This window comes from Agromyces cucurbitae, assembly GCF_058349945.1.
The window spans coordinates 1,044,633-1,058,476 of the sequence record NZ_JBYRES010000001.1; the positions used below are offsets into that span (position 1 = coordinate 1,044,633).

At 71.4% G+C, this 13,844-nt stretch carries 16 protein-coding genes; 10 read left to right on the forward strand and 6 right to left on the reverse strand.

The genetic code is table 11. The features are described from left to right. Position 1 precedes the first annotated feature (1 nt). Entirely contained in the window at positions 2 to 331 is a 330-nt protein-coding gene (locus AC3RJ6_RS04865; RefSeq protein ID WP_491425749.1) for a carboxymuconolactone decarboxylase family protein, read from the reverse strand. Between the two features lie 209 nt (positions 332 to 540). Here AC3RJ6_RS04865 and AC3RJ6_RS04870 point away from each other — a divergent pair, with 209 nt between their 5' ends. The 5 genes from AC3RJ6_RS04870 (at position 541) to AC3RJ6_RS04890 (ending at position 5,014) form a co-directional block, all read left to right on the forward strand. Beyond that, positions 541 to 963 carry a DUF6325 family protein gene (locus tag AC3RJ6_RS04870; RefSeq protein ID WP_491425750.1) on the forward strand — a complete coding sequence of 141 codons (423 nt, stop codon included), beginning with the start codon at positions 541 to 543 and terminating at the stop codon, positions 961 to 963. A 30-nt stretch (positions 964 to 993) separates the two neighbouring features. Next, a complete protein-coding gene (locus tag AC3RJ6_RS04875) occupies positions 994 to 1,323 on the forward strand; it encodes an SHOCT domain-containing protein (RefSeq protein WP_491426230.1) in 330 nt (109 codons plus the stop codon). 29 nt (positions 1,324 to 1,352) lie between these two features. Next, complete coding sequence (locus AC3RJ6_RS04880) at positions 1,353 to 3,707, forward strand: arylsulfatase (RefSeq protein ID WP_491425751.1); 2,355 nt, start codon at positions 1,353 to 1,355, stop codon at positions 3,705 to 3,707. Positions 3,708 to 3,785: 78 nt separating this feature from the next. Continuing rightward, positions 3,786 to 4,463: a GAP family protein gene (locus tag AC3RJ6_RS04885; RefSeq protein ID WP_491425752.1), complete on the forward strand. Its 678-nt coding sequence runs from the start codon at positions 3,786 to 3,788 to the stop codon at positions 4,461 to 4,463. 146 nt (positions 4,464 to 4,609) lie between these two features. Then, positions 4,610 to 5,014 carry a DUF7144 family membrane protein gene (locus tag AC3RJ6_RS04890; protein WP_491425753.1) on the forward strand — a complete coding sequence of 135 codons (405 nt, stop codon included), beginning with the start codon at positions 4,610 to 4,612 and terminating at the stop codon, positions 5,012 to 5,014. A 61-nt stretch (positions 5,015 to 5,075) separates the two neighbouring features. Here the strand turns inward: AC3RJ6_RS04890 and AC3RJ6_RS04895 are convergent, their stop codons facing one another. The 3 genes from AC3RJ6_RS04895 to AC3RJ6_RS04905 form a co-directional block, all read right to left on the reverse strand. Then, positions 5,076 to 6,581: a helix-turn-helix domain-containing protein gene (locus tag AC3RJ6_RS04895; protein WP_491425754.1), complete on the reverse strand. Its 1,506-nt coding sequence runs from the start codon at positions 6,579 to 6,581 to the stop codon at positions 5,076 to 5,078. A 134-nt stretch (positions 6,582 to 6,715) separates the two neighbouring features. Continuing rightward, positions 6,716 to 7,270, reverse strand: coding sequence for a cysteine hydrolase family protein (locus AC3RJ6_RS04900; RefSeq protein WP_491425755.1), 555 nt, complete (start codon positions 7,268 to 7,270; stop codon positions 6,716 to 6,718). Positions 7,271 to 7,295: 25 nt separating this feature from the next. Continuing rightward, the gene (locus AC3RJ6_RS04905) at positions 7,296 to 7,691 is read right to left on the reverse strand and encodes a winged helix-turn-helix transcriptional regulator (protein WP_491425756.1); all 396 of its coding nucleotides are present in this window, start codon (positions 7,689 to 7,691) and stop codon (positions 7,296 to 7,298) included. 79 nt (positions 7,692 to 7,770) lie between these two features. On the opposite strand from AC3RJ6_RS04905, the gene AC3RJ6_RS04910 reads away from it, so the two are divergent. Beyond that, positions 7,771 to 8,643: an NAD-dependent epimerase/dehydratase family protein gene (locus AC3RJ6_RS04910; RefSeq protein WP_491425757.1), complete on the forward strand. Its 873-nt coding sequence runs from the start codon at positions 7,771 to 7,773 to the stop codon at positions 8,641 to 8,643. 65 nt (positions 8,644 to 8,708) lie between these two features. Here the strand turns inward: AC3RJ6_RS04910 and AC3RJ6_RS04915 are convergent, their stop codons facing one another. After that, complete coding sequence (locus AC3RJ6_RS04915) at positions 8,709 to 9,143, reverse strand: VOC family protein (protein ID WP_491425758.1); 435 nt, start codon at positions 9,141 to 9,143, stop codon at positions 8,709 to 8,711. Positions 9,144 to 9,247: 104 nt separating this feature from the next. Between AC3RJ6_RS04915 and AC3RJ6_RS04920 the strand changes: the two genes are divergently transcribed. Continuing rightward, positions 9,248 to 10,210 (forward strand): helix-turn-helix transcriptional regulator, encoded by a 963-nt coding sequence (locus AC3RJ6_RS04920; protein WP_491425760.1) that lies wholly within the window; start codon positions 9,248 to 9,250, stop codon positions 10,208 to 10,210. A 241-nt stretch (positions 10,211 to 10,451) separates the two neighbouring features. Further along, the gene (locus AC3RJ6_RS04925; RefSeq protein ID WP_491425761.1) at positions 10,452 to 10,913 is read left to right on the forward strand and encodes a hypothetical protein; all 462 of its coding nucleotides are present in this window, start codon (positions 10,452 to 10,454) and stop codon (positions 10,911 to 10,913) included. A gap of 101 nt (positions 10,914 to 11,014) precedes the next feature. Here AC3RJ6_RS04925 and AC3RJ6_RS04930 read toward each other — a convergent pair whose 3' ends face one another. Continuing rightward, positions 11,015 to 11,590: a hypothetical protein gene (locus AC3RJ6_RS04930; protein WP_491425762.1), complete on the reverse strand. Its 576-nt coding sequence runs from the start codon at positions 11,588 to 11,590 to the stop codon at positions 11,015 to 11,017. Between the two features lie 287 nt (positions 11,591 to 11,877). On the opposite strand from AC3RJ6_RS04930, the gene AC3RJ6_RS04935 reads away from it, so the two are divergent. Together AC3RJ6_RS04935 and AC3RJ6_RS04940 are read left to right on the forward strand one after the other, a co-directional pair. Next, positions 11,878 to 13,089, forward strand: coding sequence for a sensor histidine kinase (locus AC3RJ6_RS04935; protein ID WP_491425763.1), 1,212 nt, complete (start codon positions 11,878 to 11,880; stop codon positions 13,087 to 13,089). Between the two features lie 2 nt (positions 13,090 to 13,091). Further along, positions 13,092 to 13,763, forward strand: coding sequence for a response regulator (locus tag AC3RJ6_RS04940; protein WP_491425764.1), 672 nt, complete (start codon positions 13,092 to 13,094; stop codon positions 13,761 to 13,763). The last annotated feature ends 81 nt before the right edge of the window (positions 13,764 to 13,844 follow it).

The following is a 13,844-nucleotide window of genomic DNA, read 5'->3' on the forward strand; positions in this document are numbered from 1 at the left end:
GTCACACGTCGCCGGTGACGAAGGTCTCGAGGTCGAGCCCGAGGGCCACCGCCAGGTGCTGCGCCGCGGCGACGGCGCGCGGCACGCCCACGACCGGCGTCACGCAGACGATCACGTGCACCATCTCGGCCGACGAGGCGCCCGCCCTCGTGGCCGCGTCGGCGACCGCGGCGAACGACGCATCGGTGCCGCCGACGCCGACGAGTGCCGCCAGGCGCGACAGCGCGTGGGTCTTCGCGGTCAGGGAGCTCGCGTCGGGTTCGCCGAAGACGTCGATCGAGAGCCGGTCGTCGGCGATGGCGAGTCGGCGCAGCGCTTCGATGTGGTCCATGTCGGATGCTCCATTCGATGCATTCGATTACATCGCCCGACGTCCGCGCGCGCATCATGCAGATCAGGCGAACGTGCGCGCCGTGGCTCATCACGCGATCTGCGTGATGCACTGCACCCGGCCCGTCAGCACGATGGAACGCGGGCGCGACTTCGCGCCGGATCCCGGGGTGCACGGCTCCGGGCCGAACTGCCGAGGGGGCGCGATTCATGGATGATCTCGAGTTCGGGCCGGTCGAGCTGGTGCTCGCCGCCTACGAGGGCGACACGCCCGACGCCGGGGTGATCGAGGCGGTGCTCGACCTCGTCGAGGCCGGCACGGTGCGGCTGCTCGACCTGGTGCACGTGTCGCGCACCGGCGAGGGCGTCGAGTTCCTGGAACTCGACGAGTCGGGCATCACGCTCGGCGAGATCGAGCTCGCCGGCGAGGGACTCGTCGGCGAAGAAGACGTGCACGAGCTCGGCGGGCGGCTTCCGGTCGGGGCATCCGCCCTGCTGCTCGTCGTCGAGCTCGTGTGGGCGAGGCATCTCGCCAGCCGCCTGCTGGCGGCCGGCGGTGCCGTCGTCGATTCGGTGCGGATCCCCGCGCCGGTGGTCAACGCGGTCGTCGCAGAAGCGCGCATCGCGGAGTAAGGGGGAGAGACGATGCCACTGTTGAGAAGGATGGCTCGGCCCGGGCTGATCGGAATGGCGGCGCGCACGGCCGTGGTGGCCGGCACGGCCACGGCGGTCAGCGGTGGCGTCATGCGCCACCAGCAGCGCAAAGAAGAGGAGCGCTACGAGGCGCAGCAGTACGAGATGCAGCAGCAGGCCGCCGCGCAGCAGCAGTACGCCGAGCCGCAGTACGCCCCGCCGCCGCCCGCGCCCGCCCCCGCAGCGCCCGCAGGCGGCACCGACGTCGTCGCCGAGCTCCAGCAACTCGCGACGCTCAAGGAGCAGGGCGTCCTGAGCGACGCCGAGTTCGAGGCGGCCAAGGCCAAGCTGCTCGGCTGAATCGCCAGGAACCACGAGGAGACATGAACATGGCCGACCACGACCGCAACTCCGTCATCGGGGCCCCGCTGCCCCCGGCCCGAACGCTTCCGTTCCCGCCGAAGCCCTCGGGCAGCTACGCCGGGCGCACGCTCGCCGAGTCGACGTACTCGCCGTTGCCGCCGCAGCGTCACCTCGCCGAGGGCGCGCCGAACGTGCTCGTCGTGCTCATCGACGACGCCGGCCCCGCGCTGCCCGCGCCGCTCGGCGGCAAGGTGAACACGCCCACGCTCGAGCGCATCCGGCAGAACGGCCTCGGCTACAACCGGTTCCACACGACGTCCATGTGCTCGCCGACGCGTGCCTCGCTGCTCACCGGGCGCAACCACCACCGCGTCGGAGCCGGCCAGATCGCCGAGCTCGCCAACGACTGGGACGGCTACTCGGGGCACATCCCGAAGTCGAGCGCGACGATGGCCGAGGTGCTGCGCAACTACGGCTACTCGACCGCCGCATGGGGCAAATGGCACAATACGCCCGCCGAGGAGACCACCAAGGCCGGGCCCTACGACAACTGGCCGACGGGCAACGGCTTCGAGTACTTCTACGGCTTCCTCGCGGGCGAGGCCTCGCAGTACGAGCCGAACCTCGTGCGCAACACGACGAGCGTGCTGCCGCCGAAGTCGCCCGAGGAGGGCTACCACCTCTCGGAGGACATCGCCGACGACGCGATCGCCTGGCTGCGCGACCACAAGGCGCTCGCACCAGACCAGCCGTTCTTCATGTACTGGGCGACGGGCGCGATCCACGGGCCGCACCACATCATGAAGGAGTGGGCCGACAAGTACGCCGGCGTCTTCGACGACGGCTGGGACGTCTACCGCGAGGAGGCGCTCGCCGGAGCGAAGGCGGCCGGATGGATCCCCGAGGACGCCGAGCTCACCCCGCGGCCCGAGTCGCTGCAGGGCTGGGACGAGATCCCCGACCACCAGAAGCCGTTCCAGCGGCGCCTGATGGAGGTGTGCGCCGGCTTCGGCGAGCACGCCGACGTGCAGGCCGGTCGACTGATCGACGAGGTCGAGCGCCTCGGCTACCTCGACAACACGATCGTCATCTACATCTGGGGCGACAACGGATCGTCGGGCGAGGGTCAGAACGGCACGATCAGCGAGCTGCTCGCACAGAACATGATCCCGACGACGATCGACCAGCACATCGCCGCGCTCGAGGAGCTCGGCGGCCTCGACGCGCTCGGCACGCCGGCGACCGACAACCAGTACCACGCCGCGTGGGCCTGGGCGGGTTCGACGCCCTACCAGGGCATGAAGCTCATGGCCTCGCACCTCGGCGGCACGCGCAACCCGATGTTCATCCAGTGGCCGGGGCGCATCGCCCACGACCCCGCGCCCCGTACCCAGTTCCATCACGTGATCGACGTCGCCCCGACGATCTACGAGATCCTCGGCATCTCGCACCCCGAGACGGTCAACGGCGTTCACCAGGACCCGATCGACGGCACGAGCTTCGCCTACTCGATCGAGGATGCCGCAGCCGAAGGCCGTCACCGGGTGCAGTACTTCGAGGTCATGGCCAGCCGGTCGATCTACGAGGACGGCTGGATGGCGTCGACGACGGGGCCGCGCCTGCCGTGGGTCCCGGGCGCGCCTCCCGGTATCGCCACGTGGACGCCCGACGACGACAAGTGGGAGCTCTACAACCTCGACGAGGACTGGAGCCAGGCCCACGACCTCGCCGAGGAGCATCCCGAGAAGCTCGCCGCGCTCAAGGAGGCCTTCGCCATCGAGGCGGCGAAGAACGACGTGCTGCCGATCGGCGGCGGCCTCTGGGTGCCCGTCTACCACCCCGAGCTGCGCATCTCGTCGCCGTACACCGAGTGGGAGATGACGGGCGACACGGTGCGCGTGCCCGAGTTCGTCGCGCCCGCGCTCGGCAACAAGCCGAACGTGGTCACGATCGACGCGAAAGTCGGCGACGGCGCGAACGGCGTGCTCTACAAGCTCGGCGGTGCCGGCGGCGGCCTCACGGTGTACGTCGAGGACGGCGTGCTGAACTACGAGTACAACCTGTTTCTCGTGCAGCGCACGAAGATCGCCGCGTCGGCACCCCTGCCGGCCGGTGACGTCACGATCGAGATCGAGACCGACTACGTCGAGCCCCGCCCCGGCGGTCCGCTGAGCGTCGTGCTGCGGGTGAACGGCTCGGAGGTCGGCTCGGGCACGGTGCCGGTCAGCGCGCCGCTCCTGTTCTCGGCGAACGACTGCCTCGACATCGGCCGCGCCTACGGCGGTGCCGTGTCGCGCGCCTACGCCGACAAGATGCCGTTCGCGTTCGACGGCGACATCGGCCGGGTGCACATCGCGTATAGGCTTCCGGCCAAGGCGTGACTCTCTCGCCCGACGACGAACGAGGAAGGGCCTGAGCGGTCTGGACGAGGCGAGGACTGATTCCGCGATCGGCGCGGCATGAGCGGGATGCTCGAGGCATTCGCACATGTCGTGCCGATCGCGATCGCCGTCGCGGCGAGTTCGGTGCCGATCCTCGTCACGCTGACGATCCTGCTGTCCCCGAACGCCGACCGGTTGTCGGGGCCGTTCCTCGCCGGCTGGCTCGTCGGCATGACGACGCTCGTGATCGGCTGCACGATGCTGGCCGAGGCGCTGCCCCGCGAGGGCTCGAGTCGCAAGCCCAATGAGGCGGTCGGCATCGCCGAGATCATCGTGGGCGCGCTCATCATCGTCATCGCGGTGATCGGGCGCCTGCGCAAGCAGGGTGTCGTCTCCGACGCACCGCCCAAGTGGCTCGCCACGATGAATCGGCTCGGACCGTGGGAGGGCTTCGCACTCGGGGTGGTGCTGAACATCCGGCCGAAGAGCCTGCTGCTCATCGTCGCCGCAGCGCTGTCGGTGCGCGGTGCGGAACTGTCGCCCGTCGACACCGCCGTCGTGCTCGTCGTGTTCGTCATGATCGGCGCCTCGACCGTCGCCGTGCCGATCGTCGCCGCCAAGGTCTCACCGGCCCGCACCGCGCCGAAGCTCACGGCGATGCGCGACTGGATGGCCCGCCACAGCCGCACGGTCACCGGCCTGATCCTCGTCGTGATCGGCGTCTTCGTCATCGTGACCGGCATCGGCCGGCTCTGACGCCGACGCGCCCGGTGCCGGCGCTCAGGAATCACTTAACCTGAGTGATGCCTGTGCGATTCCCCCCTCGATAACGTGACGACGAACGGATGCGACGCGCGACGCCCCGTCGCGCGAGCCGCCGTACCCCACAGGGAGGAACCGAAATGAGCGAAACCGAAACCACCGGCTGGGTCGGCTGGGGCTACTTCGCAGCGATCGTGCTGCTGATCGCGGGCATCTTCGACGCGATCTACGGCCTCATGGCCGTGATCGGGCCCGACACCGCCTACTTCCTCACGAGCGAGAACCTCTTCATGATGAACGTCGCCGGGTGGGGCTGGTGGCACATCCTGATCGGTGCGCTGCTCATCATCACGGCCATCGCCCTCTTCGGCGGTGCGACGTGGGCGCGTGTGATCGCGATCATCCTCGCGATCCTCAACGCCATCGGTCAGCTGTTCATGATCCCCGCACAGCCCTGGCTGTCGATCATCCTGATCGTGCTCGACATCCTCGTGATCTACGCCCTCACGGTGCACGGTCGCGAACTGAAGCGCGCCGCCGCCTGAGCGGACTCGACCGACGCCCCGGGCGGGCCGGCCTCGTGCCGGTCCGCCCGGGGCGTTCTCGTCAGCCGGCGGTGGGCGCGTGCTGCTCGAGGAATTCGTAGACCTCGGTCTGGTCGACACCCGGGAAGGTGCCCGTCGGCAGCGCTGCGAGCAGCGACGTCGGCGTGCGGGCCGCCGGCCACGAGGCATCCGCCCATTTCTCTGCCAGCCCCGTCGGGGCCTGGCAGCAGGCGGGGTCGGGGCAGCGCGACACCGCACGATGGGGTGTCTCGCGGCCGCGGAACCACTTGACGTGCTCGAACGGCACGCCGACCGAGACCGAGTACTCGCCCTCTTTCGCCTTCTCGATGCGCGACGTGCACCAGAACGTGCCCGACGGGGTGTCGGTGTACTGGTACCAGGGGCTGAACCGGTCCTCGACGTCGAACACGGTGCGTGCCGTCCAGTTGCGGCACACCGTCGTACCCTCGACGGCGCCGAGCGCGTCGGACGGGAACCGGACCCGGTCGTTCTCGTAGGCTTTGATGATCGTGCCCGACTCGTGCACCTTCATGAAGTGCACCGGGATGTCGAGCCGGGCGGTCGCGAGGTTCGTGAACCGGTGCGAGGCCGTCTCGTACGAGACGGCGAAGTGGTCGCGCAGCTCCTCCATCGAGATGCGGCGCAGGTTCTTCGCCTCGGTGAGGAAGCGCACGGCCGCCTGCTCGGGCAGCAGGATGGCGGCGGTGAGGTAGTTCGTCTCGATGCGCTGGCGCAGGAAGTCGCCGTAGCTCTCGGGCTCCTCGTGCCCGAGCAGGTGGCTCGCGAGCGCCTGCAGGATGGGGGAGCGCGAGTCGCGTGACGGCGATTGCTGCGTCGGCAGGTAGATGCGGCCGTTTCGCTTGTCGGTCACCGAGCGGGTCGAGTGCGGCAGGTCGCCGACGTAGTGCAGCGAGTAGCCGAGGTGTGACGCCATGTCGGCGACGAGCTGGTGCGACACCGGCCCGCCCGTGTGCCCGACGGCCTCGAGCAGCTCGGCCGCCTTCTGCTCGAGCTCGGGGTAGAAGTTGTCGCGGGCGCGCATCTCGGCACGCAGCTCGGCATTCGCGCGGCGTGCCTCCTCGGGGGTCGCGGCCCGCTCGCGGTGCAGCCGGTCGATCTCGTTGTGCAGCGCGAGGATCGTCTGCAGCGTCTGGTCGCTCATCGTCTTCGCGACGCGGAACGGGTCGAGGCCGAGGGCCGAGAACACCGGGCCGCGCTGGGCGCGCTCGACGGCGATCTCGAGGGCCGCGCGCTCGCTCGGCGCGTCGGCGCGCAGCAGCTCGTCGACGGTGGTGCCGAGGGCGAGGGCGATCGTGCGCAGCATCGAGAGTCGGGGCTCGCGCTTGCCGTTCTCGATGGCGCTCACCTGGCTGGGGGCGCGGTCGACGGCCTGCGCGAGCTGCCCGAGCGTCATGCCGCGGGCGGTGCGGCGTTCGCGGATGCGTCGGCCGAGCGTGAGCGCGTCGACGTCGGTCGAGGATGCCTCGAGCGAGGCGGCGTCGAGCTGGTGGTCGGGCGTCGGGTCGAGTCGATCGGCGGTGATCATGCCATCGATGGTCACACGCGAGCGACGTTCACGCAAACGGAAGAATTACAGAAGTTCTGTGAATCAGCCGCATCTGGCGCACTCTGAAGGCAGTTTCGGGTGGCTCACGGCCGAAGAACCGAGAGAATGCTGCGTCAGCCGGCGATGATCTCGTCGGCGCTCGCCACCATGGCGTAGCTGTCGCCGAGCGCCGCCATGAACGCGGCGTGCACCTGGGCCGCGGGCACGACGACCCCGCCGAACTCGAGGTCGGGGGCCGCGCAGGCGTCGTGGGCGACGGTCACCGTGTGCCCGCGGTCGGCGGCCGCTCGCACGGTCGCGTCGACGCACATGCTCGACATCATGCCCGCGACGACGAGCTCGACCGGGGCCTCGAGCGAGAGCCCGGCGAGCCGGTCGGCGAGATCGGTCTCGAGGAACGAGTTCGGGAACGCCTTCGTGACGACGGGCTCGTCGCCCTGCGGCGCGACGAGCGGGTGGAACTCGACGCCCGGCGTGCCCGGCTGGAAGAACTCGGCGTCGGGCGAGTCCCAGACGTGCCGCACGTGCACGACCGCTTCGCCGCGCTCGCGCCAGTCGGCGAGCAGGCGGGCCGCGGCGGCCGCCGCCTCATCGGGGCCGACGAGGGGGTGGCGCCCGCCGGCGAAGTAGTCCTGCTGGATGTCGATGATGAGGAGCGCGCGGGTCACTCGCCCACCGTAGCGCGCGGCGGCCTCAGCCGACTGCGCGCTCGCGCGACGCGAGCACCTCGGGCACGTGCTGCTCGGCCCAGTCGCGCATCGCGCCGATCGGTTCGAGCAGCGATTCGCCGAGCGGGGTCAGCGAGTACTCGACGCGCGGCGGCGAGTCGGCGAAGGCCCGCCGCTCGACGAGCCCGTCGCCCTCGAGTGCGCGCAGCGTCTCGGTGAGCACCTTGGGGGTGACCTCGCCGACCCTTGCGCGCAGTTCGGTGAAGCGCAGCGTGCCGGCGCGCGAGAGGGCGAGGATCACGAACATCGTCCACCGCTCGCCGATGCGGCCGAAGATGACCCGGCTCGGGCAGTCGGGCGCGAGCACGTCGCGGGGCTCGTCGGTCGTGGGCGCGGCCCCGGTCGGGTTCGGCTCGGACATCGGACCCCCGTGTCGGTCGCGGTTCCCTCGAGGGAACTTCCGTTGAAGTAACCGGCGACGCGTCCGTAGCGTCTCGGGCATGAGGATTCTACTGACCGGGGCGACCGGATACATCGGATCGGCGGTGCTCGAGGAGCTCGTCGGCGCAGGGCACGACGTCATCGCGGCGGTTCGCAGCGAGCGGGCGGCCGACGAGGTGCGTCGACGCGGCGCGAGCGCAGTGGTGGGCGAGCTGACGGATGCCTCGTGGCTGGCGCCGCACCTCGAGGGCGTCGACGCGGCGATCCACACCGCTGCGTCCGCGGCCGACGCGGCCGCGTTCGACACCGCGATCGTCGAGGCGGTGCTCGACGCGTTCGCGGGCACCGGGCGCCGCTACGTGCACACGGGCGGCATCTGGGCCTACGGCGACGGCGACGACCTCGTGGACGACGCCGCCCCGAACCCGCCCGCGCTCGTCGCGTGGCGCGTGCCGATCGAGGAGCGCCTGCTCGCGGCATCCGACTCGGTGACCGTCGTCGTGCCGGGCGTCGTCTACGGACGTGAGCGCGGGCTCGCCGGGCTCGTCGTGGATGCCCCGCGCGACGCCGCGGGCCGCCTCGAACTCATCGGCGACGGCGACCAGCACTGGACGTGGGTGCACGTCGACGACCTCGCCCGTCTCTACCGGATCGCGGTCGAGCACGAGTCGGGACTCGGGCGGGTCATCGGCTCGGACGGTGCGCCCACGACCGTGCGCGCGCTCGCCGAGGCGGTCGTGGGGCGCGGTGATACGACCGGCGTCGTGGCCGAGGGGGCCGAGCGCTCGCGAGAGCGGCTCGGGGCGGTGTTCGCCGACGCGCTGCTGCTCGACCAGCGCGCCTTCGGGGCGAAGGCGCGTGCTCTCGGTTGGGTGCCCGAGCACACGAGCGTGATCGCGGAGATCGTCGGCGACGAGGCATCCGCCGCCTGACGAACGGGCCGTCCGGGTCGGCGACCCGGGCGGCCCGTGCGCCGCGGTCGCGGCCGGAGCGGGACTCAGGAGTCCGTCGCGAGGGCGGGCGCCCCGGCGTCGAGCATCTCGAGGTAGTGCACGTTCGTCATGACGCCGAGCACGTTGCCGAACGGATCGACGAACGACGCGGTCACGAAGCCCGGGCCGTGTTCGGTGAACGGCAGGAGCGGCGTCGCGCCGAGCTCGGTGAGCCGTGCCACGGCCTGCTCGAGATCGTCGACGTGCCAGTGCATGATCGCGCCGCCGGCACCTGTGGCGAGGGCTGCGGGCGCGAATCGGCGGTCGATGAAGCCGAGCTCCTGCTGGTGATCGCCGATGCGGAACTCGACGTAGGCGGCGCGGCCGTCGGGGCCACGACGCTCGAAGTAGGGCTCGATGCCGAGCACCCGGGTGTACCAGGCCGCGGCCTCGGCGGGGTCGTCGACGTACTGGTTGACGGTGGCGATGCCTCGCAGCATGTGCTTCTCCTCGTGTCTCCGGCGACCCGTCGTCGCCCTGGTGAATCCATGATCGAACGCAGAAGTGCTCACCGTCTGACTACTTTTGCGACGAGAATCGGAACATGCGTGCAGATCGGCTCGTCGCCACCCTCCTCGTCATGCAGGCGCGCGGTCGGGTGACCGCGCGACAGCTCGCCGAGGAGCTCGAGATCTCGGTCGCGACGGCTCGCCGCGACCTCGAGGCGCTCTCGGCTGCCGGCATCCCCGTCTATCCGCAGCCCGGCCGGGGCGGCGGTTGGCAGCTGCTCGGCGAGGGGCGCACCGACCTCAGCGGGTTCACCGCCGCCGAGGCACGCGCGCTGTTCCTGCTGTTCGGGCCGCGGGCGGGCGAGAACGAGGCCGCGCGGTCGGCGCTCCGCAAGGTGCTGCGCGCCCTGCCGGCGACGTTCCGTGCCGAGGCCGAGGCGGCAGCCGAGTCGATCATCGTCGACTCGGGCGGTTGGGACGCGCCCGCGAACCGTCCGCCGGCGGCGGTCGCGGTGCTGCAGTCGGCCGTGCTCGAGCGGCGGGTCGTCGGGTTCGCCTACACGAGGTGGGGCGGCGAACCGGCGGCGCGTCGGGTACGACCGCTCGGGCTCATCGACACCCGCGGCACCTGGTACCTCATCGGCGAACCGGCGGCGGATGCCGCGGGGCCGGCGTCGCGGCGCAGCTACCGCGTCGACCGCATGGCCGATGTCGAAGCCCTCGACGAGACGTTCGACCCGCCCACCGGCTTCGACCTCGACGCGGCGTGGGCCGAGCTTCGGCAGGCCGCGCGGAGCGCGCGCAGCCGAGCCGAGGCCGTCGTGCTCGTCGACGCCGACGTCGCCGAGGAGTTCCGCGGCTGGCTCGGCGCCGAGCCGGCCGAAGCGCAACCCGATGACGGCGACGACCGGATGCGGCTGCGCGTCACGGCGCCGAGCGAGAACGTGCTCGTGCGCCGCCTCGCCGGCTGGGCGAGCGAGTGCGAGGTACTCGAGCCCTCGAGCCTGCGCGAGCGACTCGCCGAGGTGGGCAACGCCCTGGCGACGCGCTATCCCTGAGCTGCGCAGTTCCATCGAGTGGGCAGGTATCGCCCATGTCGTGCGCGATTTGGGGCGATATCTGCCCACTCGACCACGAAGGCGGGGTGGGGCGAGGGCGGGCTGCGCAGATCGGATCGGGGCGTGCGGGGCCGATCGAGGGAATGGGTACCCGTCCCCATTTCGTGGTGTCGGACCCGCCTGCTTGGATGGTGCGGGGGACCGGGAACGACTCGGTACCGAAAATCAGGGGAAATCACAGATGACTGCATCACGTCCGCTCGCCGCTGCCTCGTTCGCGCTGCTCGCTCTGCTCTTCACGGGCTGCGCCGCCGGCGGCTCGGGCGCCGCCGACGACGTCAAGTCCGAGTCGAAGGGCGAGGCCGCCGCTGCGCCGGCCGACCAGAGCAAGGAGGAGGCCTGCGAGATCGTCAAGGGCACGCTCTCCGAGCTCGAGTCGCTCTCGTCGGTCGACACGAGCGACCCGGCCGCAGCCCTCGAGGCGTTCAAGGGCGCCCAGGAGAAGGTCAGCGACGCCGCCGCGCAGGTCGGCAACGCCGACGTCAAGCCCGCCGTCGACGGTGCCGCGACCGCCATGAACGAGTACGTCGAGTACGTCGACGGCATGCTCGCCGACCCGGCGAACGCCGACATCTCGGCCATGAGCGACCACATCGAGGCGCTGACCACGAGCATCACCGAGCTCACGACGGTCTGCGCGTAACGCGACGACGTCGTCCGAAAAGCGGGGGCTCACCGGTGGTGAGTCCCCGCTTCGTCGTCTCCGATCGCGTCGGGCCCGGGTTCTGCACCCGAGCCGACGACTCAGACGCCGGCAGGTCCCGCCGCGGCGTCGAGGCGGCGCGCGCGCTGCTGGATGCGTCCGGTGAGGAGCGCCGATCCGACCGCGACGAGGTAGGCGCCCGCGACCGTGCCGCCGCCGATCTGCGAGAAGAAGAGCAGCGGCACCTGCACGAAGGGCAGGGCGAGCGCGAGCCAGAGGCCGACTCGGCGGGCGCGCACGAGCGAGACGCACAGGGCGATCGAACCCACGAGCCACAGCGCGTTCGCGGCCATCGCCACGATCGGGAAGAACTCGAGGTCGATGCCGTTCACGGCGCTCGTGATCGTGCCGACCGTGAGCAGGACCGTGCCGCAGGCGGCCACGATCGCGCCCCAACTCGATCGGGCGTACCGGGCCAGGCCCAGGAAGAGCACGGCGAGCGCCCAGAGGCTGACCGTGAACATCGCGAGGATGAACCGGGTGCGCGGGTCGATCGCCGGGTCCTCGTCCTGCGGGAACAAGAACTGCAGGACCCCGATCACGATCGAGAGCCCGCCCGCGGTGAGCGCCGCAGCGCCCGCGAGGCGGTGGCCGACGCGGCCCGGTCGCGGGAACACGGCGGTTGCGGACCGGGCGCGGGCAATGGCCTGCGGCGAGTGCCGCAGATGCTGTTCTGGCGCGGATCCGGATTCGGTGAGGGGTGCCATGGTCGGCCCTTCGTTCGAGTTCGAGGCCGGCGCGGTCGGCCGGCTCTTCGACGGTATGGACGGGCGGCCGGGGCGGACATCGTGCACGGGTCGACGGGCGGCGCGACCCTCGGGCCGTTCGGCCGGGACTCCGGTCGCGTCGAATGTCGACCTTCGTCGCTGTCGGCGATGGGCGTCGGCCCCCTAGCATCGGGAGCGTGACCGCCCGGCCCTCCTCGAACGCGACCTCGCGCGGCGGCCGCGCGGTGCCGGGTGCCGCGGCACGCGCCGACGCCCGCGGCTGGCGCGCGTGGACGTCGCCGCTCGACCTCGCGATCGCCGGCGGCATCGCACTCTGGGCGATGCTGGAGGCACTGCTCGTGCCCTCGACGAACGTGATCGCCCAGCTCGGGTTCGCGCTCGCCGTCTCCGTGCCGCTCGTCGTGCGCCGCCGGTTCCCGGCGCTCGTGATGCTCGCCGTCGCCGGTGCGCTCGTGCTGCACGCCGCGACGAGCGGACCCGACGCGACGTTCAATCCCTTTCCGAGCCTGCTCGTGGCCACGTTCACGGTCGCCGAACGCATCGCGGCGTTGTGGCGAGCTGCTCTCCTCGGCGTCGTGCCGATCGCCGCGATGCTCACGGCGCACGTGCTCGGCTACTTCGGCTCACCGGGCATCGAGACCGCCGGCACCGTCTTCCTCGTGTTCTTCGTCGGCGCGACGTGGACCGCGGGTCGCGTGGTGCGCCATCGCGCGCTCACGGTGCAGCGGACCCGCGACAGCTCCGATCGGCTCGCCGCCGACGCGGTCGCCGCTGAACGGGTGCGGATCGCCCGAGAACTCCACGACATCGTCGCGCATGCGCTCTCGATCGTCGCGCTGCAGGCGGGGGCGGCGGAGCAGTTCCTCGACAAGGACCTCGACCGTGCACGGCGCCATCTCGCGCTGACCCGCGGAACCGCGAAGTCGGCACTCGACGAGATGCGGCACCTGCTCGGCGTACTGCGCGAGGACGGTGCGGTCTACTCGCCCCAACCGGGGCTCTCGGGTCTCGCAGACCTCGTCGTCGAGACGCGCGCCGCCGGTCACGAGTGCCGGCTCGAGGTCGACGAGGCGGCGTGTGACATCCCCGACGGCCACGCGCTCGCGGTGCATCGCATCGTCCAGGAGTCGCTGACGAATGTTCGCACGCACGCCGCAGGGGCACCCGTGGACGTCCGCGTGTCGCGCGATGCGCACGCCGTCGTCGTGGAGATCGTGAACGGGGCGCCGACGAGCAGTCGGCCGGGCGACCGGGGGAGCGGTCGGGGGCTCCCGGGCATGGGGGAGCGGGTTCGCGTATACGGCGGCGCCCTCGAGGCGGGGCCCGACGGCTCGGGATGGCGCGTCGCGGCGAGCCTGCCCCTCGGCAACCTCCCGTTGGGCGCGTGAACGTGAGCGCCCCGCGACTCCTCGTCGTCGACGACCACGCGCTCGTGCGCTCGGGCATCGTGGGCCTGCTCGAGGCGGCCGACCTCGAGGTCGTCGGCGAGGCGGGCGACGGCATCGAGGCGGTGGAGCTCGTGCGCCGGCTTCGACCCGATGTCGTGCTCATGGACATCCGGATGCCGGGTCTCGACGGCATCGAGGCCACCCGCCGCATCGCCGAGGCGCCGGGGGCACCCCGGGTGCTCGTGCTCACGACCTTCGATCTCGACGAGTACGTCTATCGCGCGCTGCAGGCGGGCGCCTCGGGATTCCTGCTGAAGGACGCGCCACCCGAGCGGCTCGTCGAGGCCGTGCGAACGATCGCCCGGGGCGAGGCGCTGCTGGCACCGTCGCTCACCCGGCGGCTCATCGAGCGCTACCTCGCCGCACCGCCGCCCGACGCGCGGTCGACGGCGTCGGGCGATCTCACCCCGCGCGAGCGCGAGGTGTGGGCTCTGCTCGCTCGCGGCCTGTCGAACGCCGAGATCGGCGGCGAGCTCTTCCTCAGCGAGGCGACCGTGAAGGCGCACATCACCCGACTGTTCGTGAAGCTCGGCGTGCGCGACCGGGTGCAGGCCGTGGTCGCCGCCTACGAGTCGGGACTCGTGCGGCCCGGCGAGCCATCGGCGGGCGGGTGATCGCAGCGCGTAACGCGACCGAGTCGTACGAGAAGCGGGGCGCACCTCTCGGTGCGCCCCGCTTCTGCGTCTCGGGAAGTG